This is a genomic window from Streptomyces sp. NPDC051738, from assembly GCF_044453205.1.
Classification (GTDB): domain Bacteria; phylum Actinomycetota; class Actinomycetes; order Streptomycetales; family Streptomycetaceae; genus Streptomyces.
On the sequence record NZ_JBITCM010000021.1, the window covers coordinates 125,719 to 151,711 of the forward strand.

A 25,993-nucleotide genomic window follows, 5' to 3' on the forward strand; every position below is an offset into this window, starting at 1 on the left:
GCCGTACTGCTTGATCCATGAACGATGGAGGGCCCGTGCCGCCGACCTCACGACCGTTGCGCAAGCTCGGCTTCCTCACGATCGGGCTGTTCGACGAGGCGGATCCACGGCGGGGCCACGAGTCCACGCTGGAGATCATCGAACTGGGCGAGCGGCTCGGCTTCGACAGCGCGTGGCTGCGCCACCGTCATCTCCAGTACGGCATCTCCTCCCCCGTCGCCGTCCTCGCGGCGGCCTCCCAGCGCACCAGTCGCATCGAGCTCGGCACCGCGGTCATCCCGCTCGGCTGGGAGAACCCGCTGCGGCTGGCCGAGGACCTGGCGACGGTCGACATCCTGTCGGGCGGCCGCATCAACCCGGGCGTCAGCGTGGGCCCGCCAATGCACTACGACCGCGTCAAGGAGGCCCTGTACCCCGACACGGCCGATGTCGAAGACTTCGGGTACGAGCGGGTGCGGCGGCTGCTGGACTTCGTGCGGGGCAAACCGGCCACGGACTTCAGCGGGGTCGAAGGGTTCGAGGTGTTCGCGGACCGGGTGCAGCCGCATTCCCCCGGCCTTGGCAGCCGTCTGTGGTACGGCGGCGGCAGCCTGCGTTCGGCGCAGTGGGCCGGGGAGCACGGGATGAACTTCCTGACCAGCAGCGTCGTCAAGGCGGAAGGGCCCGAAGACGCGGAGCGGTCACCGGACTTCGCGGAGATCCAGCTCTCGCACATCCGCGCCTTCCGCGCCCACCATCCGGACGGCGAGAACGCCCGTGTCTCCCAGGGCCTGGTCGTCATCCCCACCGACTCCGCCACGCCGGAGCAGCGCGCGAGGTACGAGGCGTACGTCACCAAGCGCACCCCGCGCACCGCGTCACCGCAGGGGCCGGCCCGGCTGATGTTCGCGCCGGACCTCGTCGGCACCGCGGAGGAGATCACCGAACGTCTCCACGCCCACGCCGCGTTCCGCGAGGTGGACGAGGTGGCGTTCGCGCTGCCCTTCACCTTTGAGCACGAAGACTACGTGCAGATCCTCACGGACATAGCGACCCGCCTGGGTCCTGCGCTGGGTTGGCGTCCGGAAGGCTGAGGGGCACCTCCTCGCCCTCGGCGATGACGCGGTCGAGCAGGTGCAGCGGGGCGGGCCGGACTCCGGCCGCCTCGGCCGCGTCCCAGTGGGCGAGGGCCCGGGGCAGGTCGACCAGGCCGTGGATCAGGGGCAGGTCGCTCGGGGGCCGCCCGGAGTCGGTGAGATGGGCATGGAGCAGCGACTCCAGCCGGCACGACGCCAAGGTGCCAGGAATCCCGGACCGCATGGCGAAGCCCGCGCTCGCCACACCCGGCAGGTCGTCGCTGAGCCGGGTCCGAGTGGAGTCCAGGCCCAGCAGACCGCCTCCGACGACCAGGACGTCCCGGTCGCGGCTCATACGGTCCAGCGCCCGAGCGGTGTCGAAGCAGTGCGGGAAGGAGTCGTCCACGACGATCGTGCCGGGCCGGAGCCGGTCGACGTCCAGGAGGGCCGTCGCGCCGCTCACCGCGGTGACGATCACGTCGGCCTCGTAGACCGCCGCCGGCAAGGTCCGCCCCGATTCGGCGACCTGGACCGCCATCGCCGGATGCCCGGACGACAGGTCTGCCGCCAGCCGTTGGAGTCGCGCGGTGCTGCCCGGCAGGTCGCACAGCAGCAGCCGGGCCGGCGGGTTGGGCGCCGTCGCCAGCAGCAGCCGTAGGGACGAGGTACCGATCGAGCCGCACCCGACGACGGCGAGGGAGAGAGCGTCGAGACGGCGGCCGGTCGCCGTGAGCGCGGCGTGAACGGTCTTGGCCACGGCGACGGTCGTCGAGGCGTGGCCGGTGGTGAGCGCCGCGCTCGTCGTGGTCTCCCGCAGGACGTCGTAGCCGTAGCCGGTGTGGGACGGGATCATGCCCGCCAGCGAGACGCAGCGGGCGCCGAGTGAGGCGGCGTGCTCCACGGCGCGGGCGGTGCGGGCCGCGAGGTCGCCGGCCGAGGCCAGTTCGTCGGCGAACAGCGGGAGGGCGACGAAGCCGGAGTTCCCGAGCGGGGTCCCCGTCTCCTCCAGCAGTCGGGCGCGGCCCTCCGGGAAGAGGAGTGCCCGGATCTCCTCACGACCGAGACCAGGACTCTCGGAGGACAGTCCGGCGAGGGCCGCGAGGTGGTGCGGGGCGGGCAGGTAACCGACGAGCGCGGCGTCGAGGTGCGGGCGCCGACGGTGGCCGCCTCTGCGGGCGGGCGAGGAGTCGGCGTCGCCCAGCGCGTCCCGCAGCTGCCTCCGTATCTCCTCGGCGAACCCGGCGACTTCGCGGGACGTGAGAGCCGCCGCCGAGGCCCGCACGGTGACACGCAGGCCCGCGTCGTCCGCCACCGGCCGCACGGCCAGGAACACGTCGGTGCCCACCGGCGGCGGGGCGAGCGCGGTGTCGGACTCGTCCGCGCGCAGCGTCAGACCGCCCACGGCCTCGGAGCCCAGCGACGTGAAGTCGAGGAAGGTGAAGAAGAACTGGGCGTGGTGCGGCAGCCCCGCTGCCGTGCGCAGTTCGCCGCCTGGGCCTTCCGCCCGGGCCAGGTCGGTCTCGTCGGCGATGTGCCGCAAGTCCTCCTCGAATGCGGGCAGTTGACGACCGCTCTGCCCGCCGCGCCGAGCCGGGCGCAGTGCCACCGCCTCCGCGAACGGGCCGAACACCCGGTGCGCGTCCGCCGTGGACTCCTCGCGTCCGGTGACGGCGAGCCCGACCACGAGGTCGCGCCGGCCGGTGAGCTCCGCGAGGGCACGGTAGTACGCGGTGAGCAGCGGGGCGTACAGGGTGCGGTACGCCGCTCGGGCGAGTTCTCGCAGCGCCCCGGTGGTGGCGGCGTCCAGGGTGAACCCCGTGGTGTGGAACGCCGGTTGTGCGTCGGCGTCCTCTTGGGTCGGCCGGCGCAGGGCGGGGGGTGTGTAGGGCGCGCGCAGGCGTGCGCGGTAGTCCTCGGCCTCGGGTCCCGGTGCAGGTGGGCGTACGGCGGACAGGGCGACGTGCTCGCGGAAGGAGCTGTCGAGCGGCGGCAGGCGGTGCGGGAGGCCGCGGTCGAGGCGGTCGTACACGGTGAGCAGTTCCCCGGCGAGCAGGGCGGCGCTGTAGCCGTCGCCGATGAGGTGGTGTGCGTGGACGACGAGCACATGCTCGGCGGGGGCCACGCCGAACAGCCGCAGACGCAGCAGCGGCCAGGCCCAGGGTTCGAGTCGGCGCCGCGCCTCCTCGGCGATCCGTTCCTCCAGCAGATCGGGGTCCGCGAGGGTCTCCACCTCCACGGGCAGGCGCAACGAGTCCGGCAGCTCCTGCTGCACGGGCGGGCGGGCGCCCGCGGGGAAGACGGTGCGCAGCATGGGATGCCGGGCCACCAGAACGTCGACGGCGCGCTGGAGGACGTCCGGGCGCAGCGGCCCGCTCAGCCGGAACCGGGCGAGCCAGCCGGAGCCCGCACCAGGGTCGATGGTCTCGGCGAGCAGGAATCCTCGCTGGGAGGGGGTGAGCGGGTAGGGGCTCGCGAACTGAGCGGAGCCGGAGTCCGAGGTCGGCTCGGGCGAGGGGCCGGTGGCGGCGGAGACGGCGGTGGCGGTGTCGAGGGCCGCCGCGAGTGCGCTCAGGGTGCGGTGGGTGTAGACGGTGGTCGGCCGGGGGACGGCCGGCAGTTCCTTGCGCAGTCGGGCGAAGAGTTCCAGCACCATGATGGAGTCGCCGCCGAGCGCGAAGAAGTCGTCATCGCGGGTGACGTCCGGGACGTCCAGCAGGGCCGACCAGATGCGTGCCAGGGTGTGCTCGGTCGGGGTGGCGGGAGGGGTTCCGGGCCCGGACGGCAGGGAGTCGTGCGTACGGTCGCCCTCGTCGTGATCACCGTCACCTTCGGCGGCATCCACACCGCTCGTTCCCTCGAACTGGCGCGCCAACAGGTTGCGGTCGATCTTGCCGGTTCCGGTCAGGGGCATCGCGGAGATCGAGCGGATGCGTCCGGGAAGCATGTACGGCGGCAGTACGCGGGCCAGGAAGGCGCGCAGCCCGCGTGCGTCCGGCTCCCCCGAACCGGGCCTGGGTTCCACGTACGCCACCAGCCGTCCGTCGGCGAGCAGCACGGCGGCCCGGGAGACGTCCGGGTGGGTGAGCAGGGCGGCCTCGACCTCGCCGAGTTCCACGCGGTGGCCGCGGACCTTGACCTGGTCGTCGAGGCGGCCGAGGAACTCCAGCGCGCCGTCCGCGGTTCGGCGGACCCGGTCACCGCTGCGGTACCAGCGGCGCCCGTCGAGTTCGACGAAGGCCTCCGCGGTGAGGTGCGGCTCGCCGAGGTAACCGGGAGTCAGCCCCGTTCCGGCGATGAGCAGTTCACCGGCCCCGCCGGGCGCGCACGGACGACCGGTCTCCGTGACGACGGCCAGTTCGGTTCCGGCCACCGGCCGGCCGATGGGCAGCTGCCGTACGTCGTCGGCCGGCCGGGTCTCGATGATGTGGCAGGTCGCGTTGATGGTGGCCTCGGTGGGCCCGTACAGGTTGGCGACCCGGTGCTCCGGTCCCCCGCAGGTGTCGAGCAGGTCGAACCAGCGGCGTACGTGGGCGGCGGGAAGTGCCTCGCCGCCGACGTGGACCCAGCGCAGCTCCGACAGGTCCGGGGGTGTGCCGTCCTGTCCCGCCCGGGACTCGGCGGCGGTGAGCAGTCGCTCCCAGAGGGTCGGCACCGAACTCCACACCGTGATGCGGTCGTCGACGATCCGGTCGAGCAGGGCTTCGGGGTCGCGGACGAGGTCCCGGGTGAGGGTGTGGACGGTGGCGCCGACCAGCAGCGGTGCCAGCAACTGGCGTACGGAGGCGTCGAAACAGACGGATGCGGTCTGCGCGAGATGGTCCCCGGGGCCGTAGCCGAAGGTGGCCAGGGACCAGTCGAGGTAGGTGAGCATGGACCGGTGGGTGATCGGTACGCCCTTGGGGCGGCCGGTGGAACCCGAGGTGAAGATGACGTAGGCGATGGCGTCCGGGTCGGCGGGCGGCAGCGGGTGCGCGGGAGTCGGGGCCGGTGTCGGTGTCGGGTCGTCGGTGGCGACCGGGGTGATGCCGGGCAGTGCGGCGGTGGCCGCGCGCGTCGCCGTGTGACACACCACGACGCCGACGCCGGTGCGGTGCACCTGGTCCCGCAGCCGGGCGACGGGGTGACCGGCGTCCAGGGGGACCCAACCGGCGCCCGCGCGGAGGATGCCGACCACGCCGACGACGGTGTCCGCGCCCGGTTCGGTGAGCAGGCCGACCAGGTCGCCGGGGCGTACGCCGTTCCCCCGCAGACGGGCGGCGAGAGCGGCGGAGGCGCGGTCGATCTCGGCGTAAGTGAGCGTCGCGCTACCGGTGTTGACGGCCATGGCTGTCGGCGTCGCGCGGAACTGGGCGCAGAGGCGGTCCACGATCCCGGCGTCGCCGCGGCTCCGAGAGCCGGGAGACAGGACGGGGGGTACGACCGGTGCCGCCGACGGCTCTCCTGCCGCGGCGCGCAGTTCGCCCAGGTAGTCCGCCGCGAGACGCTCCACCGTCTCGCGGCGGAAGAGGTGAGCGGGGTGGTTCCAGGACAGGCGCAGGGCCGTGTCGGACTCCCAGCACAGCAGTCCGAGCCGGGTCGCGGCGGAGGCGGTGGCCGCCGCGGTCGGGGTCACGGTGACCGGCCAGTCGCGGCCGTGGCTCACGGGGAAGCGGGCGAAGCTGAACCCGGCCGGGGCGACCGTGCGCGGGGCGGGGCCGGTGGCGGGCAGCAGCGCGGCGATGTCGGGGCTGCCGAGCGTGGCGTGGGACTCCGCCTCGCGCCAGATCCGCCGCACCCGCTGGGCCAGGGCGGTCACGGGCTCGTCGAGGTCGACGTCGGCGAACATCGGCAGGGTGTCGGCGAGCGGGCCCACGAGGCGGTCGATCCCGGGCAGGGGCGCCTCCCGGCGGGCCCGCGCCACGTTCATGGCGACGGCCCGCTGTCCGCTCCACCGGGCCAGGCAGCGGCCGTACACCGCGAGGAGGAGATGGAAGAGGGAGACCTCGTGGCGGGCGGCCAGCTCGCGCAGCGCCGCCGTGAGTGTCGCGTCGACGTCCGTCTGGTGGTGGGTGAGCGACGGCTCCGGGAGTGCGTCCGGGTCGCCGTCGTACGGCAGTGCCGGTGCATGTGCATGTGCCGTTGCCGCCGCGGCGTGCTCGGCAATGCGGTTACGCCAGTACTGCTGGTCCCGGGTGAAGTCGGGCGACCGGCGTTCGGCGGTGACCAGGTCCGCGTAGTCGGCGAACTCGGCGCCTGGGGCGGGGAGTTCGAGTGGGCGGCCATGGGCGAGGGCCGTGTAGAGCGACCAGAGCTCCTCGCACAGGACCTTGAGGCTGTAGCCGTCCGCGGCGCTGTGATGGACGACCAGCAGCAGGTGAGCGAGGTGGGCGTCCCGGCGGTCGCGGACCAGCGCGGCGCGCACCGGGGCATCGGCGGTCAGGTCGAACGGGCGGTTGTACAGGCGCTGTTCGAGGTCGGGGACGGGGACGGGTGGCGCCGTGTCGTCCGGGTCGATCACCTCGTACCAGTGGGGGGCTCGGTCCGTGGCGTCGGCCGGGGCGGTGTACTGGCGGGGAGGTGCGCCGTCCCCGGCGTCCGTGGTGATGCGCAGGCGGAGCATCGGGTGGCGTGCCGCGAGGTGGGCGAGGGCTCGGCCGAGGAGGCCGGGGTCGAGGGGGCCTCGGACGGTCTGGCGTATGTAGCCGTAGGCGGTGACGCCCTCGTACAGGGCCTCCGTGGTGAGGAAGGCGCGTTGGAGCGGGGTGAGGGAGCGAGGGGTGCTTTCCCCACCGCGGTTGACAACTACCGGGACGGGGGCGGCAGTTGGTCCCTGTCCGCTGAGGTGGGTGGCCAGTTCGCCGATGGTGCGGTACTCGAAGAGCAGCGTGGCGGGCAGCGGCAGGCCGAGTTCCGTCTCCAGGCGGCGTGCGAGGTCCACTGCGGTCAGGGAGTCGAGCCCGAGACCCAGGAACTGCTCGTCGTCGGCGATGTCCTCGGGGGCGCGGTGCAGTGCCTCCGCCAGCAACTGCCGTACCAGATCCGCGGCGCGGACCGGGTCGACGGCGGCGCCGGCGTTGCCGTCCGGTGTGGTGCGGGGCGCGGGAGGCGCGCTCTCGTGTGTGCCGTTCGGGCGTTCCGCGGTGACGGTCGGCGCGGGCGGCTCCCAGGGCGTCACCAGCAGGTGCGCGGCATCGGTGGCGACGGCCGTGTGCAGCGCGGCGATCGCGGCCCGCGTGGTCATGGGGGTCAATCCGCGGGCGTGCAGCCGCTGTCGCACCGGCGATCCGGCGGCCAGTCCCGCGTCGGCGACGGGCCCGAACCCGATCGCCTGCCAAGGCCGGCCCGCCGCGCGTTCGGTGGCGGCGAAGGCGTCCAGGAAGGCGTTGGCCGCCGCGTAGTCGCCGAGGGCGCCCGCCAGGCCGGGCAGTACCGAGGAGAGGGAGGAGAAGGCGACGCACACGGCCGGTACCTGGCCGTACCGCCGCAGCGCCTCGGCGAGCAGCACCGTGCCCCGCACCTTCGCGGCCAGCACCTGCCCGATCTCGCCGTCGGTCTTGGCGCGGAGGGTGCCGGGCCGCACCGTACCGGCGGCGTGGAACACCCCGTCCAGCGGCGGCAGCGTGGCGAACAGGGCGTCGACGGCGGCCGCGTCGGACACGTCGGCCGCCTGGTACCGGGCCCGGGCGCCCTGGGCGCGGAGCTCGGTGAGCAGTTCGTCGGGAACGCTCTCGGAGCGGCCGGTCAGGATCAGTTCGCGGGCACCGCGGCTTGCAAGGTCGCGCGCGAGTGCGGAACCGAGCCCGCCGGCTCCCCCGGTGATCAGGTACGTGCCGTCCGGCGGCAGGGCTCCGAGCGCCGCCGGAACGTCCGGCACGTCGACCGGTGTACGGCTCCGCCTGCGGCCGGAGCGCCACGCGAACGCGCCCTCCGCGCCCGGCTCGTGGGCCGACGACAGCTCCCGCATCAAGGCGTCGGCCCTGGCGTCGAGCGTGTCGCGGGAGGACAGATCGATGCTGCGGGCGGCGAGCCCTGGGTGCTCCTCCGGGAGTGCCAGCGTGAAACCGTGCGGGAGTGCCTGTGTCGGGCGCGCCCGTTCCGTCGGGGCGCCGGTGAGGTACGCGTCCTCGGTGACCACCAGCAGGCGGGCGAGGTCGGTGGTGAGCAGGTCGAGTACGGGGCGCAGTGCGGAAACGGCCATGCTCAGGTCGATGCCGAGGTCGTTCCCGAGGCCCATGCCGAGGCCTATGCCAAAGTCGGTGCCGATGCGGAGTTCGTTGCCGAGGCCGATGTCCGTGGCCGGTTGGCCTCCGTCTCCGGCGCCCTCCGCGCCCGCCAGCCACACCACGGTGTCCGCCGACGCGGAGACCGACTCGTCAGCGCCGTCCTCCCCCAGGACCGTCACTCCACGACCGGCGAGCCGCTCGGCGAGGGCCCGGCCGAGCGGCTGATCCGCGCCGATGAGCCGTACCACGCGGGGTCCCACCGCCGGCGTGATCGGCGCGTCCCTCCAGTCGAGGCGCCGCACCACGGTTCCCTCGCCGGGCCGGCGCGGCCAGTAGCGGGTGCGCTGGAAGGGATACGTCGGCACCCCCGTCGGCACCGGCACCCTGCGACGCCCGGCTCCCCTATCCAAGACCGCACCGCGTGCCCACAGTCGGCCCGCCGTCTCCAACAGCGCCCGCGCTCCGCCGGAATCGGCGTCACGGCCCGAGGCCGGGGCAGGTCCCGCCGTCAGCACGGCCACGTCCGGGGCACCCTGCGCACCGGCGACCGCACGGACCGCCGCGCCCAGGGAGTTCCCCGGGCCGAGTTCGACGAAATGGTCGTAGCCCTCGTCCAGCAGCCGCGCGACAGCCGCGCCGAACCGCACCGGCTGGACTGCGTGCTCCTGCCAGTAGGCGGGCGTGAGGCCGGGGCGCCACTCGCCGGTGACCGTGCTCAGCATCGGTACGGCAGCCGGTTTGACCGTGAGCGCCTTCGCGGCGTCGGCCAGCGGGGCGAGGACCGGCTCCAGCAGCGGGGAGTGGAAGGCGTGGGAGACGCGGAGCCTGCGCGTGGCCACGCCACGGCGTGTCAGCTCGGCGACAGCGCGGTCGACGGCATCCTCGGATCCCGAAATCACCACCTGCTCGGGCCCGTTGACAGCGGCCACGCTCAGCGAGCCGCCGGATGCGGAGACGAGCTCGGCGACGGTGGCCTCGTCGCCTCGGACGGCCACCATGGCTCCGGGCAGGGCCAGTTCGCCCACCAGGCGCCCCCGCTCCGCGGCGAACCCCACCGCTTCGGCGAGGCTCAGCGCACCGCCGACACACGCGGCGGCGATCTCGCCCACGCTGTGACCGGCGACCGCGTCCGCGACCAGGCCCCACTCCCCCAACTGCCGGGCCAGACCGACCCCGAACGCGACGAGCAGCGGCTGGGCCACCTCCGTCCTCGCCAACTCCTCGGGGTCCATACGGGGATCGAGGCACCACTCGGCCAGCGAGCGCCCGAGTACTGGGCCCGTCAGCGAGGAGGCCTCGTCGATGACGTCACGGAACACCGGAGCCGACCGGTACAGATCCCGACCCTGGCCGGGCCGCTGTGCTCCCTGTCCCGGCATCAGGAACACCGTCCTCGGACGGGAGCGGGCGACCGTGAAGTCCGCTGCGCGGGCGGCCTGGAGACGGTCTGGGAGGTCCCCTTCGGCGACCACGGCGAGACGGTGGGTCCGGTCGTCGCGGGCGGTGTTGACGGCGGCGCAGAGGTCCGCCTCCGGGAGGTCGGGGCGTCGGCGCGCATACGCGGCCAGGTCGGCGGCGGCCGTCCGCAGGGCGTCGGGGGTGTGGGCAGAGAGCGTGAGCAGGTGCGGGCCGTCGGCAGCGGCCGTCGGGGAGGTTGTCGCTGCGGGCGCCTCCTCCAGTGCTGCGGGCGCCTCCTCCAGTACGGCATGCGCGTTCGTACCGCCGAAGCCGAAGGCGTTGACGCCTGCGATCAAGGGTCCGGGAGTGCGCCATTCCCGCTGCTCGGTGACGAGTTCGAAGCCGGGGGCGATGCGTTCCAGGTACGGCGCGGGCGAGGCCGTGTTCGGGGAGGGCGGGATCTGCCGGTGCTGGAGTGCCAGGACCGTCTTGACCAGGCCCGGCATGCCGGCGGCGTTGAGCAGGTGGCCGATGTTCGCCTTGACCGAGCCGAGCAGCCGCGGGAGCCCGTCGGTGCGGGGCGGGAAGGCGTGCCCGAGTGACTGCGCCTCGATCGGGTCGCCCACCGGAGTGCCGGTCCCGTGGGCCTCGACGTACGACACCGCGTCGGGGTCGATGCCGCACTCGCCGTACGCCTGGGTGATGACCTCGCGCTGGGTGCGCGGGTTGGGCGCGAGCAGGCTGAGCGACCGGCCGTCGTTGTTGACGGCTGTGCCGCGGACCAGGGCGAGTACCGGATCGCCGTCCCGCCGCGCGTCGTCCAGGCGGGCGAGGACGAGGGCCGCTCCGCCTTCCCCGGGCACGATGCCGTCGGCGGCGTGGCCGAAGGGGCGCCCGGCGCCCGTCGGGGAGAGCGCGCCCGCGTGTGCGAGCAGGCCGTGTCCGGTGGGGGTGAGGGCGAGTTGGACGCCGCCGACCACGGCGACGTCGCACTCGCCGCTCTGGAGGCTGCGCCGTGCCAGGTGGAGCGCCACGAGCGCGGAGGAGCAGGCGGTGTCGACCGCGAGGGCGGGGCCGTCGAGGTCGAGTGCCTGGGAGAGGCGGGCGGCGACCAGGTTGGGCAGGTTGCCGGTGAGCGCACCGGGGTGAGCGGCGAGGTCGCCGTCCGTGGCGGCGGCCAGGATCTCCCGGTATCCGCTGTCGCTCACGGCGGCGAACACGCCGATCCTGCGACCGGTGCGCCGTGGCCCCGCGTACCCGGCGCGCTCCAGGGCCTCGTGGGCCAGTTCCAGGAAGATCCGCGCCTGTGGGTCGGTCGCGCGGGCCTCCTCGTCGTCCAGGCCGAAGAAGGCGGCGTCGAAGTCCGCGGGATCCGGGAGGAAGGACCCGAAGAGGCCGACGGCGACGCCCGATGCGCTCTCCCAGCGGCCGGCGGGTACGGCTGTCACCGTGTCACGCCCGGCGACGAGCAGCTCCCAGAACGCCTCGGGCGTCGGAGCACCGGGGAACCGGCACGCCATACCGAGCACCGCCACCGGCCGCGTCCCGGCGCTCTCGACGGACGACACCGACACGCGCTCGGTACGCGTGTCCGTCACCCCGCCCTCGGATCCTGATACCTCGTCACATCCCTTACCGGAGCGGGCCAGTTGGGCCAGCACATGCCCGGCGAGCGCGCCCACCGTGTCGTGGTCGCGCAGCACACGCGGCTCCGCCGTGACGGAGAACGCGTCCTCGATCCCGGCGAGCACCGCCATCGCCTTCAGCGAGGAGCCCCCGAGCGCGAAGAACCGGTCGTCGCGGGCGATGTCCGCCGGGGCGAGGTCCAGGGTCTGCGCCCAGATCCCCCGGACGACTTCCTCGACGTCGTGCCTCGAACGCGGCGCGGGCTGCCGCGGACCGTGGTCCTCCGCCCGGGCCGCCTCGGCCCCGCGTCGGACAGGCCCAGCCTCGGCCCGCGCCACGGACGGCGATTCCTCGACCTCCGCCGACGACCGATCCTCAACCTCAATCGACGGCCGCTGCTCAGCGGCCGCGGACAGCCCCTCCTCGACCGCCGCATACGCGCCCGCCTCGAACCGCACGCGCATCTCACCGCGCCGCAGCTTGCCGCTCGTCGTGCGAGGGAACGCGCCGGGCGGCAGGGGCACCACCCGTACGTCGTCGTGGCCCAGCGCCTCGCGGACCCGGGCCGCCGCCGCGTCGAGCACCGGAACGACCGTGGCCGGGGCGGGCCGCGCCCACTGCACGAACACCACGACTCGGTCGACCCCGGTGTCCGGATCGGTGGACCCGATCGCCGCCACCGTCCCCGTGGGCAGTCCCGGCGTGGCGGCGGCGGTCTCCTCGATGTCGGGTGCGTGGAAGGTACGGCCGCCGACGAAGACGACGTCCTTGTGCCGGCCGGTGACGCACAGCCGGCCCCGGTCCAGGAAGCCGAGGTCGCCGGTGCGCAGCCAGCCATCGGAGAACGCGGCGGCACTCGCCTCGGGGCTGTGGTGGTAGCCGCGGGCCACCTGAGGACCGCGTACCTCGATATGACCGATCCGCCGGTCGGCGACCGGCTCGCCGGAGTCGTCGGTGACGCGGAGTTCGCAGTCCGCCACGGGGCGGCCCACATCCATCAGTTCGACGGCGTCCGGTCCGGGTGCGGCGGGAACGGCTCGGCCATGACTCAGCGCCGTCCGGTCCAGCGTCAGCGGTGCGGCGATCTCCCCGAGCGGGGGCACGGTCACGGCGAGAGTGGCCTCGGCCAGCCCGTACACGGGCAGCATGGCCGTGGCGTCCAGCCCCGCCGGGCCGGCCTTGGCGGTGAACTCCCGCCACACCCGCGGGGCGATCGGCTCGGCACCCACGAGCATCAGCCGTACGCAGCTCAGGTCCAGCGCGGCCCAGGTGGTGTCCGGCACCCGCCGTACCGCCAGCGCCAGCGCGAAGTTCGCCGCCGACAGCAGGGTCGCCTGGTGCCGTGTCACCGCTTCGAGCCAGCGGGCGGGGCGCTTGGCGAAAGTCAGCGGTTCGAGGCGCACCTGCTTCAGACAAGCCGCCATGGGGACGAGATGGGTGCCTATCAGGCCCATGTCGTGGAAGTAGGGCATCCAGGTCGCCACCACGTCGTCCGGGGTGATCGCCATGGCTGCGCGGATCTGCCGGAGGTTGGCGAGCACGGCCTCGTGGGTGAGTTCCACGCCCTTCGGGGCGCCGGTGCTGCCGGAGGAGAACTGCAGGAAGGCGATGTCCTGTGGGTCCCGCCGGGGCAGCGAACGCAGCGGCTCGGACGCGCGCAGCGCAGCCAGGCCGAGGCCGCGTACCGGGCCCGGGATGTCGGCGAGCAGGGCTTCGGTGGTCTCGTCGACGACCACGGCGGGCCTGCCGAGGAACTCCCACACCGGTCCGACCCGACGCGCCTCGGGGACGAGCGGCACGGGTATCAGTCCCGCCGCCAGCGCGCCCCAGAACATCGGCTGGAAGTTCTCACCGAGCTCCGCGAGCAGCGGGACGGGCGTGCCGGGTTCGAGTCCAGCCGCGCGCAGGCCCCCTGCCACGCGCAGGGCGTCATCACGGAGCTCGGCGAAGGTGACGGCGCGTTCGCCGCCGTCTCCGCGGACATGGACGACGACCTGACCGGGGGCCTCCGCCGCCGCGTGCAGCAGTACGTCGAGGAGCGTGGTGGCCGTGCGGCGCCCGGCAGTCGGCATGCGCTTCCTTCCTCATCGCACGGGGCCAGGCCCGCGTACGCGCCCTCCCGGAGTCCGGCACCGGGCAGAAGCCTTGATGATCATTAACCTGTACGACGACGAGTATCGTCGAAGGGTTCACCGGAGAACCGAACAGTCATACGGCCAGGTCGCTCAAGTGCGCCGAGACCGGCCCCAGGGTGAGCAGACCACTGCCGGCACCGGCCAGTTCGTTCGCCGCCGGGGTGAGGGCGGCGTGGGCGCGTGCCATGGTCCGCCGGTCACCGAGGGCCCGTGCCGCTCGGCCGGTGAGGCACCACAGGGCCTCCTGGAGGAGGTCGCGGGGCGGCTCGGGAGTCGCACGGAGGGCTTCGGCGGCCTCCGGGCGGTGACCCCGGTCGAGGAGGAGCAAGGGGCGTACCCAGGGGGCGTACGGCCCCCAGACCATGTCCACGTCGGACTCGTTGGACTCGTCGCACTGGTCGAACTCGTCGAACTCGTCGAAGCGGAGCGGCAAAGCATGCCGCAGGCGCACGCACAGCAGCGCGAGCGGTAGCAGGCCGTCGGCGACGCCCGGCATGCCCGCGTCGTGCAGCAGGACGGCCGCGTTCCGGTAGGCCGCCTCCACGTCCGTCGCCGGTGCCTGGCCGGCGGCGTCCAGCCGCAGTGCGGCGTACCAGCCGGTGAACACGCCCACCAGCGGCCGTTCATGCCGTACGGCCAGTGTGTCCGCGGCGGCGGCGTGGCGGTCGGCCGCGGTGAAGTCCCCGAGGGCGCAGCGGGCCTGGAGCCGGACGAGGTGGCCGAGGATCTCGAAGTCGGCCAGGCCGTGCCGGGCGGAGAGCGCGACCAGCTCGGCGCCGATCTCGTCACGGCGCGGCGCCAGCCCGGCGCGGCCGAAGCACTGCATGAAGGCCGCGTTGAGGGCGAACGCCAGGAGCAGCGGATCATCCAGCCGGCGCGCCGTCTCCTCGGCCTGGCGGGCGGCCTGCGGGCCGCGGGCGAGCGAGGTACCGCGCGACTCCAGGGCGATCGTGGCCAGCAGCCGGGCCTTCGCCGCCTCATGACCGACGGCGGGCAGGGCGGCGAGGGTGCGCTCCGCTGCCGCGACCACGTGTGCGGCCTGTTCCGGGTCGTCGAGGCGGGTCCAGATCGCCGGAACGTCGTAGGCGCCGATCACCCGGGCGGTCAGTTCGGCGTCGCCCAGCTCCTCGGCAGCGGCCACGGCCGCGACCCGGTGCTCGCGGGCGGCCGGCAGTCCGCTGCCTCCGGTCACGGCGAGGCTGCGCAACAGTCCGGCGGTCGACTCCAGGCGTGCCCGGGCGTCCGGCGCGACGGTGCGGTCGTAGGCGGCGGAGACCTGACCCCAGACCCGGCCGGCGGGGTTGTCCACCGGCTGACCGAGGTGGTCGGCCTGCCGGCCCAGGTGATCGGCCTGCCGGAGGATGTCCGCCTCCAGGGAGCGCAGTCCCGGGCCCGGGTCGACGCCCAGTTGATCGGCCAGCAGTGTGCGGGCCCTGCGGAGCACGTCCAGCGCGTCGGCCTGACGGCCGGTTCGGTACAGCGCCAGGGCCAGCAGGCGCCACGCGTTCTCCCGCCAGGGGTGCTCGGCCGAGTGGGCCCGGAGGTCGGCGGCGGCCCGGTCGGCCTGGCCCAGGGACATCAGCGCCTCGGCGTGCAGTTCCACGGCGTGCAGGCGCAGCTCGGTCAGGCGGCGGCTGTCGGCGCGGGCCCACGGCTGGTCGGCGAACTCCGCGTAGGCGGGGCCGCGCCACCGGCCGAGCGCCTCCTCCAGCCGTACGGCCGCTTCCTTGGGCGGCAGCGCCGGGGCCGCGGCGACGGTCTCCTCGAAGCGCCAGGCGTCCACCGCGTCCGTCGTCGTGCGCAGGGCGTAGCCCGGGCCGTCGGTGACCAGCAGCCTGGCCGGGGTGCGGGGCGGGCGGTCCGGTTCGAGGGCGCGGCGCAACGCGGCGACGAAGGTGCGTACGGCGCCCACCGCGTCGGCGGGCGGGTCCGCCCAGAGGTCGTCGACCAGACGGGAGACGGGCACGACGCGTCCTCGGGCGATGACGAGCCGGGCCAGCACCGAGCGGTGTCTCGGCCCCTTCAGGGGGATCGCGTTCCCGTCCGCGTCCCATGCCGTCACCGGCCCGAGCACACCGAAGGCGGGTACCACGTCGCCCACCGTACGGCGCTGTCGTGGGTCACCCCGCCGCTGCTCATCCACTGCTCATCCGCTCCCGGGAGGATCGAGGAACAAGATCCTCCAAGAGGCATCCTGCACCGCCCATCGTTGCGCATCGGCAAGGAGCGCAGCCATGACCGTAAGGAGCGCGACCATGGCCCCTGTCATCGCCGGCTTCGATCATCACCGCGTCCCCGTCGCCGACGGAGTCCGCCTGCACACGGCCGTCGGCGGCTCCGGCCCGCCCGTCGTCCTGCTGCACGGCTTTCCGCAGACCCACCTGATGTGGCGCCATGTGGCCGTCGACCTCGCGTCCGACCACACGGTGATCTGCCCGGACCTGCGCGGCTACGGCGCCTCCGACAAGCCCGCGGAGACCGACGGCACCGTCTATGCCAAGCGCACCATGGCCGCGGACATCGTGGCCCTCGCCCGTCAACTCGGCCATGAGCGCTTCGCGTTGGCCGGGCACGACCGGGGCGCCCTGGTGGCCTTCCGTGCCGCGCTCGACCATCCCGGCACGATCACTCATCTGGCATGCCTCGACGTCCTGCCGACCCTCGACATGTGGGAGGTGATGCACGGCGTCACCGCCGCCGTCGGCTTCCACCTCTACCTGATGGCCCAGCCGCCGGGCCTGCCCGAGCGCATGATCGGCGCCGCCCCGGACGCCTTCTTCGGCCACTTCCTCGACATCTGGACGACCGACCGAGCGGCCATTCCACCGGAGGTTCGCGACGCCTACCTGGCGGCCTGCCGTGCGGCGGTGCCCTCCATCGTCGCCGACTACCGGGCCTCCGCCGGCATCGACATCGAGCACGACCGGGCCGACCGGGCGGCGGGAGGCACGCTGCGGATGCCGGTCAGTGTGCTCCAGCAGGACTGGGGCGCGGCCCTCGGCTTCGACGCCGCCGCGCTGTGGCGTGCCTGGGCGCCGGATCTGTGGCACACCACGGTCGGCTTCGGTCACTTCATGGCCGAGGAGGCGCCGGACGACATCGCGAAGGCATTGCGGGAACTGCTCACCCGCTGAACCACGAGGCGTCCGGGCCCCCGCCGTGGGCCGGACACCCGGCGTGGGCTACCAGCGCCCCGGTTCGGTCCCGGTGATCGGCTCCGACGGTTTGCCGTCCACCCCGACCGGCACGTCACCGGCGAGCATCACCCGGTGCATGGTCCGGGGGAAGTCGAGGTGGGCGTTGTCGCTCGGGGCGAGGTGGATGGTGGCCCGGTTGTCCCAGAAGGCCACGCTGCCGGGCTCCCAGCGGAAGCGGACCGTGTACTCCGGCCGCACGGCCTGCTCCAGCAGCATGTCGAGGATCGCCCGGCTCTCGGCCCGCGAGAGGTCGGCGATCTGCTCGACGTAGTAGCCGTTGACGTAGAGCACCCGCTCCCCCGTCTCCGGATGGACCCGCACCAGGGGATGCAGCGAGGCGACTTGATGGTCCAGCAGGTGACGGACGTACGCGTCGTCGCCGGGCCGGGGCTGGTAGCCGACGCCGAGGCGGTGCTCGGCCCGCAGGCCGTCCACGAACTCCCGCATCGGGCCGGAGAGTCCGGCGTACGCGGCCGCGAGGTTCGACCAGGTGGTGTCGCCGCCGTACGGAGGTACGGTCTCGGCACGCAGGATCGTCGCGGCGGGCGGGTCGATACGGGCGCCGTGGTCGCAGTGCCAGCCGCGCAGCAGGGTGTGGCGGCGCCGTCGCAGCCACTCGTCGTGCTCCATGCCGAACTTCCCGCCCAGCTCCAGCCGGTCGGCGGTCGTCTCGATCTCGGGGAAGTCAGCCGGGGAGGCGCTCCCCCGCTTGCGCAGGACGACCGGTTCGCCGAACCGGCGCGCGAAGGCCACGTGCCCGGCGTGATCAAGCCGCTGTCCGCGGAAGAACACGACCTTCCAGCGCAGCACCGCCGCCCGGATCGCGCCGACCACGGCGTCGTCCAGCTCGTCGGCCAGGTCGACGCCCGTGATCTCCGCCCCGATGTGCCCGGCGACCGGTTTCACCTCGATCCCCGCGACCTGCTCCGTCCCCTCCGCGGTGGCCCTGTCCGTCGTCATGCGCACTCCGTCGATCGTCCGCACCGGCTCCGGTCCGAGCCGGTTCCAGGAAGATCGTGACAGGGTTCGGCGGGCGTGGCGACTAGCTGGTGGAGACAGCCAAGTCCCACACGCTGACGCCGCCCTGAGAGGTCGTGACGGCGACGGGGGTTCCTGCTGTTTCGGTGATCATCTGGAGATGGCGGCCGGTGAGCGGGTCTCCGATCTGCTCACCGCCGGCCAGATCCCACAGCCTGGTGGTGCCGTCATTGCTGCCGGTCACGGCGATCGTGCGGCCTGCGACGGTCGCGGTGCCCAGAGTCTGGATGCTGTCGGTGTGCCCGGTCATCGGTGCTCCGATCGGCTCCTGAGTGGTGAGGTCCCACATGTGCACCGCGCTCTTGTTCCAGGCGTCACCGCTGGCCACCACCACGGTCCGGCCGTTCACCTCGGTGATCGCGATGGCCCGCACCACCGGATCGATACCGGTGAGGTTCTTGCCTATCTGTTCCCCACTGAAGAGGTCCCAGGCCTGAAGGAAGTCGTCGTGGCCACCGGTGACGGCGACCGGTCGGCCGTCGACGAGACCGGCTCCCATCCCTCCGTTGTAACTGCCCTCGATTTCCGCGACCTGTTCACCTTCCCGAGTCAGATTCCAGGCCAGCAGCCTGCCTTCCTCGCAGCTGCTGACGGCGATCAGCCCCTGGTCGGACGCCACGGTGGTGAGCGAGCAGACGCCCAGACCATGACCGGTCAGCGTCTTGCCGATCTTGCGCCCGGTGCGCAGATCCCAGACCCGCACCGCCCCTCCGATCAGGTCCCACTCCTCGGGAATCGACAGATCGAACCGGCCGCCGCCGGTCACGACCACAGGACGCCCGTCCAGATGCGCCGCCGTCAGGACGGAGACGACATCGTCCGCTTCGAACTGCGGCCTGTCACCGTCGTCGGGGTCGTCCTCGTCCCACACGCCGTTCTCGTAGTACCAGGCGTCCTCCGGTCCGGCGGCGTCGAGCTCCAGGGGACGCTCGGCGCAGGCACCACCGGTGAGGTCGCAGGTCCACAGGCTCCCGTCGTAGCCGGCGCTGACCGAGACGAGAGCACCGTCCACCTCCATGACAGGAAGGGTGTCGTGGCTACGGTCATGGGTGTGGCCGGAGAAGTGACGCAGCATTCGATCATCAGTCATGCGCGGGACCCTAACTCCCAACACTGACAGCCCAGTTGCCGTCACCTCACCGCCGCACCCACATGCGTCAGCACCGCCTCCACCAACTCCCCCACCGAGCGCTCACCCGTGTCGACGCGAATCAGCCCGTGCGCGTCCACGCCCTGCGACATCAGCGACTGGAAGCGCTCCGCACGGGCGAGGAACTTGTCCACCAAGTACCGCTCCTCGTCCGCCAGTTCCTCGTAGCGGGCCGACGCCCGCATGCGCTCGCGCAGCACCGCCTCGTCCGCCGTGAGCCACAGCGCCCGTGTGCCGGGAACGGTCGTCATTGCGGCCACGCGGGCGGGCCACAGCGCGGAGCCCTCCAGGACCAGGCTGGGGCCGTCGCCGCCCGCCCGGTCGGTGATCAGCTCCTCGATGCGCGGCCACAGGCGCCCGTAGTGGTCGAGTACAGAGCGGATCAGTTCGTCGACGTCGAGGGTGGCGTAGTGCTCGGCGACATGCGGCGGCGGGTCCCACTCCGGCGACTGCCAGGGCCGCCCGGGGTGCCGGGCCAGCTTGTCCGTCGAGCGGCAGTCGAACCCGAGCCGCTCCGCGACGGCCCGGGCGACGGTCGACTTGCCGGTGTGGGACGTTCCCCCGATGAGCACCACGCGCAGATCCCGCATGCCGACGACCCTAATCAACGCACCGTGAACTCCCGTATCACCGTGTTCCGGAACACCGCCGTGCCGTCGATCGTGAACAGCGCGAGCCCGGTGTCGGCCGGATCCGGGAAGGCCTCGGTCGAGTGCACGTACCGGCCGTCGTCCACGAACATCTCGATGGACGTACGGTCGATCAGAATGCGCAGTCTCACTGTGCCCGCGGACGCGTCGAAGGGGCTCCGGCTCTCCTTCCACTGGCCGCTGCTGTCAGGGCTCACGGTGTATCCGCGGTTGACGAAGGCGTAGTCGCCGTAGATTCCGGCGTCGATGTGGCGTCCGCCGTCGGAGGAGCGCCTCAACTGGAGCCCCGCGCCGCTCAGTTGGTCCCAGGTGATGTCGGTGGACACCTCGTACGCGGTGCCCGTGTAGTCGAGCAGGAGGGTCCCGTCGACCTCCAGGTCGCCGAGGTCGACCGTGCGGGAGACGTGGGCGTCGAGACCGGCGACCGGCTGGGAGGCGAGATGGTACGAGCCGTCCGCCGCACGCTTCAGCGTGACCTCGCGGACGATCGAGTCGGTGCCGTTGAAGCCGTCGCACTCGATGGTGGGCGTGGTGTTGGCGTAGTCCCAGTGGTTCAGCCAGCCGATCGCGTACCGCGCCGCCGGGTCGAGCGTGCCGTCGGCGTCCCGCTTCTCGAAGGTGACGGCCGCGTACCAGTCCCAACCGTGGTCGAGCCACTGCGGATCGCTCAGGTCGGGCGTGAACGTGGTGCCGTCGAAGGACCCCGTCCAGTAGGCGTACGTGCTCGGCAGCCCGGATCCCTTCCCGTTGGCGCTCACGCCCAGCACCCACTTCCAGGTGCCGTCCGCCGCCCGGATGCGGAACAGGTCCGGGCACTCCAGCACGCCGATCCCGCCCTTGATGAAGCCGCCGACGTACGTCCACGACTTGAGGTCGGAGGAGTGGTAGAAGCCCACTTTGTCGTTCTCGGCGAGGGCCATCACCCAGCGCCCGCGTTCCTCATCGCGGATGACCTTGGGATCGCGGAAGTCCCGGACGCCGGGGTTGGGCAGGACCGGAGCGGTGCCGTGGTTGGTGAACGTGCGGCCGCCGTCGGTCGAGTAGTACAGGTACTGCGCCTGTGCGCCGTCGTCGGGCGCCATGGTGGCGAGGACGATCACCGCACCCGCACCGAAGCCCGCCGTGTTGTCGGTGTCGATCACCGCCGAACCGGACCAGACATCACCGTTGGGGGTGGTGTCCTTCGGCACGGCGATCCCGCGGTCGGTGAAGGAGACCAGGTCGGTGCTGGTGGCCAGGCGCCAGGCCGTGCCGGCGGTCGTGCCGCCCGTCGAGTAGTCGGGGTTGTAGAGGTAGTAGTAGTGGTACTCACCGTCGATCCACACCGGCCGCTGCGGGTCGTTCATCCACTGGTCGGGGACCGTGAAGTGGTACTCGGCGCGGTAGCTGCCGGTGCAGGCGGCAACCGTCGCGGCCGCCGCCGACGAGGATCTCGGCCCGGCGGGAAGTAAGGCGCCGGCCGCGCCCACGGCCGAGGCGATGAACAGCGACCTCCTGGATATTCCAGGCATACCGGATATGCCACGCACAGTGCGGCTCCTCTCCCTGACGACATCGTCAGGACTGCGGCTCATGGAGATCCGAACCGGATCAGAACTGGCCCACCAGAACCGGAGTCGTCCAATCCCGAACGGTCGGCCCGGATCGGAACTGTGAGGCCTAACTCGTTAAAGGTCAATACCTAACTCGTTAAAGGTCATGCCGTTCGCAACCCTTGACAGGGCCGGGATGCCCTTCACATCATCTGGGCATCAGATTCTGGCTAACACGAGTTAGGCACGTTGGATGACCGACTCGCATCTCACCCGCCGCACCCTGCTGCGGTACGGCGCCTACGGCGCGGGAGCCGCCGCGCTGGCCGGTACCGCCGCCAGTTGGGACCGGCTCACCGGAGCCGACATACCCGGGCGGGACGACGGCTCCCTCGTCGTCGCCACCCTCGGCCCCGCCTACGGACCGGAGGCCATCCGGTCGCTCACCGAGGGCTTCAAGAAGGTCCACCCCGACATCAAGCTGCGGATCAACGCCGTGCAGGCCGTCGACTGGTCGGACTTCTTCGCGAAGATCCTCACCCAGATCGCGGCGGGCACCGCGCCCGACCTCGTCTACGTCGCCACCGAGGGCGTCCAGCTGTTCGCGCAGCGCCTCGGCGTCCCGTTGGACCGCTGGGTCAAGCGGGACGCCGAGGAGCTGCGCGAGTACTTCGCCGACGTCCATCCCTCGCTGGTGGAGTCGATGATGTACGAGGGGAGCCTCTACCAGCTGCCGGTCGAGTTCAACGCGGCCGACATCTACCTCAACGACCAGGTGCTGAAGCGCGCGGGCGCGGACTTCCCGGCCCCCGACTGGACCCGCGACGACTTCACCGCGCTGCTGCGCGACATGAAGAAGGCGAGCGGCTCGCAGTTCACGCCGTACTTCTGGACCAACCGGCTGTGGGGCGGCGTGGTGCCGTGGCTGTTCGCCAACGACACGAACCTCCTCTCCGAGTCCAAGGCGCCCGGCGGCGCCTGGCTGTGGGACTCCTTCTATCCGGCCGCCCAGCGGGAGGGACGCGGCGGCGGTTTCCGGTGGACCACCCCGCAGGCCACCGAATCGCGCGTGGAGGAGGCGTACGACTATCTCGCCTCCCTCATCGAGGAGGATCTGTGCAACCGGCCCGAGGGGGGCAACGGACAGAACCTCATCGGCGTGTTCTCCACCGGCCGGGTCGGTGTCACGCCCGCGGGCGGCTTCTGGGCGGGCGGGCTGCACATTGCGGGGATGAAGTCAGGCGCGTTCGACACGCAGTACTTCCCCCGCTGGCGCACCCAGCGCATGCAGTTCGGCGCCGCCGGCTACGCGCTGCTGCGCACGTCGAAGCGGCAGGAGGAGGCCTGGGAGTTCATCAAGTACGCCGCCCGCAGGGACACCCTGACGCGGTTGTTCACGACGAACCAGACCACCCCGGCCCGCCGCTCGATGCTCACCGCCGACCGCTACCGCGAGACCGGCCCGAACCGCTGGCAGGTCTTCTACGACACCCTCGACAAGTTCCCCGACACCGGGCCGATCCCCGCGCCGCCGCAGGTCGCGGAGGTCGAGCAGGTGCTGCTGAAGCACACCGGTACCGCCCTGGCCTCCCGGCGTGCGGTGGCCCCCGCGCTGCGGCGGATGCAGAGCGATCTGGAGAAGGCCATGGAGCGTGACGTATGACGAACACCCGGATACCCGCCGTACGGCCGAAACAGCGGACCGCGGCACGGAGCGCGCCCGCCCCCGCGTCCGGGCCCTCCGCCCGTGACCGCGGCACCCGGCTGCTGGCGACGCTGTTCCTGGCGCCGACGATCGTCGGCATCGTCGTCTTCACGGTCCTCCCGATCGTCGGCTCGGTGGTGCTGAGCCTGTTCCACTGGAACGTCATCGACTCCCCGAGCTTCGCCGGGGCCGCCAACTACCGTGAGGTCTTCGGCGATTCGACCGTGCTGGTCTCCTTCGGCAACACGCTCGTGTTCATGGTGTTCGCGGTCGCGCTCCAGCTCCTCGTCGCCCTGGTGCTGGCCCTGGCGGTGAACGGGCGGATGCCCGGGTGGCTGCGCTCGGTGTTCCGGTCGGCGTTCTTCTTCCCGCTGGTGCTGTCCGCCGCGTCGATCTCGGTGGTGATGAAGTACCTGTTCAACCAGGACTTCGGGGTCGTCAACTGGCTGCTGGGACTGGTCGGGATCGCTCCGGTGCCGTGGCTGACGTCCGAGAACGCGGCGATGGCCACGGTCATCCTGGTCTACGTCTGGCAGCAGTTCGGCTTCTCGTTCCTGCTGTTCGTCGGGGGTCTCAACAACATCCCGAAGGAGATCCACGAGGCCGCCTCCCTCGACGGCGCGACGGGCCTGCGCAAGCACCTCACCATCACCCTCCCGCTGCTGTCGCCCACGCTGCTGGTCGCGTCGGTGGTCGGCATCATCAACGCGCTCCAGGTCTTCGAGCAGCCGTACGTCCTCACCAACGGCGGGCCCGGCGACGCCACCCGCACCGTGGTGATGGTCATCTACGAGAGCGCCTTCGAGCAGCTCCGCTTCGGCGAGGCGTCCGCGGTGGGCGTGCTGCTCTTCGTGCTGATCATGGCGGTCACCGCCCTCCAGTTCCGGCTCAGCCGGCGTTTCGTCCACTACCAGTGAGCCGGGTGAGTCCCATGAGCCAAGCGACGATGAACCTCAGCCGTGCCCGGCACTCGCTCACACCGTGGGCGCGGATCGCCACGCTGGCCGTGTGCGCGCTGCTGACCCTGGGGCCGGTCATCTGGACCGTCTCCACGTCCCTGCGCGTCCCGGCCGAGTCCTTCGACCTGCCCCCGAAGATCATCCCGACGGACCCCACCGTGGAGTCGTACCGCGGGGTCTTCGACCAGATCGACGTATGGCTGCTCGCCCTCAACTCGACACTGGTGACGGCGCTGATCGCAGTGGGCCAGATGATCACCGCCGGGCTGGCGGGATACGCCTTCGCCCGCCTCGAGTTCCGGTTCAAGAAGCCGCTGTTCGGGCTGGTGCTGGCGACCATGATGGTGCCGCTCCAGGTCACGATCGTGCCGGTGTTCCTGGTGCTGAAGTCGATGGGCCTGACCGACACCCTGCTCGGTCTGATCATCCCGGCCTTCCCGACCGCCTTCGGGACGTTCCTGATGCGCCAGTACTTCCTGGGCATGCCCAAGGACCTGGGCGAGGCGGCGATGCTGGACGGCTGCGGGCCCTGGCGGATCTTCCGGTCCGTGTACGCACCGCTGGCCGCGCCCGGTCTCGCGATCGTCGGTGTGCTGGCCTTCAACTACCACTGGAACGAGTTCTTCCGGCCGCTGATCCTGGAGACCTCCGGCCAGAACTACACCCTCCCCCTGGGTCTGGTCTCCCTCCAGGGCAACCTGGGCACCGGCTCCATCTCGGTGGTGCTCGCCGGTGTCGTCCTGTCCATGATCCCCGCCGTCGTCGTGTTCGTCGTCGGTCAGCGCCCTCTGCGTGAGGGCATCACGTCCGCAGGAGTCAACCGTTGAGCCTCACCGCTCAGTCCACGGATCCCAGTGCCCCGCGCTTCCGGGTCCGTCCCCCCGCCAACTGGATCAACGACCCGAACGGTCCGTTCCAGTGGCGGGGCCGCCACCACCTCTTCTACCAGCACAACCCCGCCGCGCCGGTGCATGCGAACGTCCACTGGGGCCATGTCTCCAGCCACGACCTCGTCCACTGGGAGCACCACCCGATCGCGCTCGCTCCCACGCCCGGCGGCCCGGACGAGGCGGGCTGCTGGTCGGGCTGTGTGGTCGACGACGACGGCGTGCCGACGGCCGTGTACACCGGCGTCGACCGGCATCACACCGGCCTGGGCTCGATCTGCCTGGCGCGGGCGCTGGTGCCGGAGGACGAGACGCTCACCGACTGGAGGCCGCGGCCCACCCCCGTCGTGACCGGCCCGCCCGCCGACCTGGACGTGGTGATGTTCCGCGACCCGTTCGTGTTCAGGAGCGGTGGGCGGCGGTGGGCGCTGGTCGGCGCGGGGCACGCCGACGGGACTGCGTCGGTGCTGGTGTACGACTGCGACGACCTGGCCGACTGGCGGTTCGCCGGGGTGCTGCTCGACGGCAACGACCCGGTCGCGGCGGACGTGTTCGGGGACAAGGCCGTCGGCTGGGAGTGCCCGCAGCTCTTCGAGACCGCGGGCGGGGACTGGGTGCTGGTGGTGTCGCTGTGGGACGGCGACCCGTGCGGTACTGGTTATCTGACGGGCCGTCTTGAACCTCGCGGCGAAGGCGAGTTGCGCTTCGTGGCCCGCACCGGCGGACGGCTGGACCACGGGCGGGACTTCTACGCGCCCGCCGTGCTCCAGGAGCCGGAGCGGGCGCTGCTGTGGGGGTGGTCCTGGGAGGCGCGCGACCAGGGCGAGGTCGATCGCGCCGGATGGGCCGGTGTCCTGACCGCGCCGCGCGTGGTGGACGTCCATCCCGACGGCGCCCTGCGGGTCGTACCGGCTCCGGAGCTCGAACTGCTGCGTGCGGACGAGCCGTTCGTCTCCGCGCCGGGCCGGCGCACTCCGCTCCCGGAGGCGTACGACCTGACCGTGACCGCGACGGGCCGGACCACCGTGAGCCTGCTGCGGTCCGCCACCGGCGCGGAGCTGACGGTCGCACTGGACCCGGACGCGGGCACGGTGACACTCGACCGCGGCGACTGGCCCCGGACCGGGCCCGAGGGATCGGCGCCGATTGTCGTGCGAGGGCCGGCCGCCGAGGTACGGATCCTGGTCGACGGCTCACTGCTGGAGCTGTTCGTCGGGGACCGGGCGACGGTCACCGAGCGGGTCTACCGGCGACCGGACGACATACCCGAGCTGCTCCTCACGGGTGCCGTGGCAGCCGTCACCGGCTGGGAGCAGGTCCCACCGACGCACGGCTGATCACCGGGCAGGCCAGGCGCCGCACCGTCGCGGGCGGCGTGCGGCCCGTGTCGATGGCGTCCAGGAGCAGCCGTGCGGCGGCCTCGCCCATCGCCCGGTGGGGCAGCGAGCGGGTCTACCGG

General features: G+C 72.4%; 12 protein-coding genes and 1 pseudogene. 6 read left to right on the forward strand and 7 right to left on the reverse strand.

Translation table 11 applies throughout. The features are described from left to right. Window positions 1–35: 35 nt before the first annotated feature. Window positions 36–1,073: an LLM class flavin-dependent oxidoreductase gene (locus ACIA8X_RS37260; protein WP_399460167.1), complete on the forward strand. Its 1,038-nt coding sequence runs from the start codon at window positions 36–38 to the stop codon at window positions 1,071–1,073. On the opposite strand, the gene ACIA8X_RS37265 is transcribed toward ACIA8X_RS37260, so the two are convergent. Next, window positions 1,018–13,353 carry an amino acid adenylation domain-containing protein gene (locus tag ACIA8X_RS37265; protein ID WP_399460168.1) on the reverse strand — a complete coding sequence of 4,112 codons (12,336 nt, stop codon included), beginning with the start codon at window positions 13,351–13,353 and terminating at the stop codon, window positions 1,018–1,020. The two genes, ACIA8X_RS37260 and ACIA8X_RS37265, sit on opposite strands and share 56 nt — an antisense overlap. Before the next feature lie 136 nt (window positions 13,354–13,489). Next, window positions 13,490–15,508 (reverse strand): BTAD domain-containing putative transcriptional regulator, encoded by a 2,019-nt coding sequence (locus ACIA8X_RS37270; protein ID WP_399460169.1) that lies wholly within the window; start codon window positions 15,506–15,508, stop codon window positions 13,490–13,492. A 163-nt stretch (window positions 15,509–15,671) separates the two neighbouring features. On the opposite strand from ACIA8X_RS37270, the gene ACIA8X_RS37275 reads away from it, so the two are divergent. Beyond that, window positions 15,672–16,550 (forward strand): alpha/beta fold hydrolase, encoded by an 879-nt coding sequence (locus ACIA8X_RS37275; RefSeq protein WP_399460197.1) that lies wholly within the window; start codon window positions 15,672–15,674, stop codon window positions 16,548–16,550. Between the two features lie 48 nt (window positions 16,551–16,598). Here ACIA8X_RS37275 and ACIA8X_RS37280 read toward each other — a convergent pair whose 3' ends face one another. From ACIA8X_RS37280 to ACIA8X_RS37295, 4 genes are all read right to left on the reverse strand, one after another. After that, complete coding sequence (locus ACIA8X_RS37280) at window positions 16,599–17,573, reverse strand: TauD/TfdA dioxygenase family protein (protein ID WP_399460170.1); 975 nt, start codon at window positions 17,571–17,573, stop codon at window positions 16,599–16,601. A gap of 82 nt (window positions 17,574–17,655) precedes the next feature. Next, window positions 17,656–18,741: a WD40 repeat domain-containing protein gene (locus ACIA8X_RS37285; protein WP_393460363.1), complete on the reverse strand. Its 1,086-nt coding sequence runs from the start codon at window positions 18,739–18,741 to the stop codon at window positions 17,656–17,658. Window positions 18,742–18,782: 41 nt separating this feature from the next. Then, a complete protein-coding gene (locus ACIA8X_RS37290; RefSeq protein WP_393460366.1) occupies window positions 18,783–19,391 on the reverse strand; it encodes an AAA family ATPase in 609 nt (202 codons plus the stop codon). Between the two features lie 14 nt (window positions 19,392–19,405). Beyond that, window positions 19,406–20,962: a glycoside hydrolase family 32 protein gene (locus tag ACIA8X_RS37295; protein WP_393460369.1), complete on the reverse strand. Its 1,557-nt coding sequence runs from the start codon at window positions 20,960–20,962 to the stop codon at window positions 19,406–19,408. A gap of 274 nt (window positions 20,963–21,236) precedes the next feature. Here ACIA8X_RS37295 and ACIA8X_RS37300 point away from each other — a divergent pair, with 274 nt between their 5' ends. The 4 genes from ACIA8X_RS37300 to ACIA8X_RS37315 are packed head-to-tail and all read left to right on the forward strand — an operon-like array spanning window position 21,237 to window position 25,871. After that, window positions 21,237–22,646: an extracellular solute-binding protein gene (locus ACIA8X_RS37300; RefSeq protein ID WP_393460372.1), complete on the forward strand. Its 1,410-nt coding sequence runs from the start codon at window positions 21,237–21,239 to the stop codon at window positions 22,644–22,646. Next, a complete protein-coding gene (locus tag ACIA8X_RS37305) occupies window positions 22,643–23,605 on the forward strand; it encodes a carbohydrate ABC transporter permease (RefSeq protein ID WP_399460171.1) in 963 nt (320 codons plus the stop codon). The genes ACIA8X_RS37300 and ACIA8X_RS37305 overlap by 4 nt, the downstream gene beginning before the upstream one ends. 14 nt (window positions 23,606–23,619) lie before the next feature. Then, window positions 23,620–24,474 (forward strand): carbohydrate ABC transporter permease, encoded by an 855-nt coding sequence (locus tag ACIA8X_RS37310; protein WP_399460172.1) that lies wholly within the window; start codon window positions 23,620–23,622, stop codon window positions 24,472–24,474. Further along, the gene (locus tag ACIA8X_RS37315; protein ID WP_399460173.1) at window positions 24,471–25,871 is read left to right on the forward strand and encodes a glycoside hydrolase family 32 protein; all 1,401 of its coding nucleotides are present in this window, start codon (window positions 24,471–24,473) and stop codon (window positions 25,869–25,871) included. The genes ACIA8X_RS37310 and ACIA8X_RS37315 overlap by 4 nt, the downstream gene beginning before the upstream one ends. Here ACIA8X_RS37315 and ACIA8X_RS37320 read toward each other — a convergent pair. Beyond that, a pseudogene (locus ACIA8X_RS37320) lies at window positions 25,834–25,977 on the reverse strand (transcriptional regulator); the annotation flags it as partial. The gene ACIA8X_RS37315 and the pseudogene ACIA8X_RS37320 overlap by 38 nt on opposite strands. Between the last annotated feature and the right edge of the window lie 16 nt (window positions 25,978–25,993).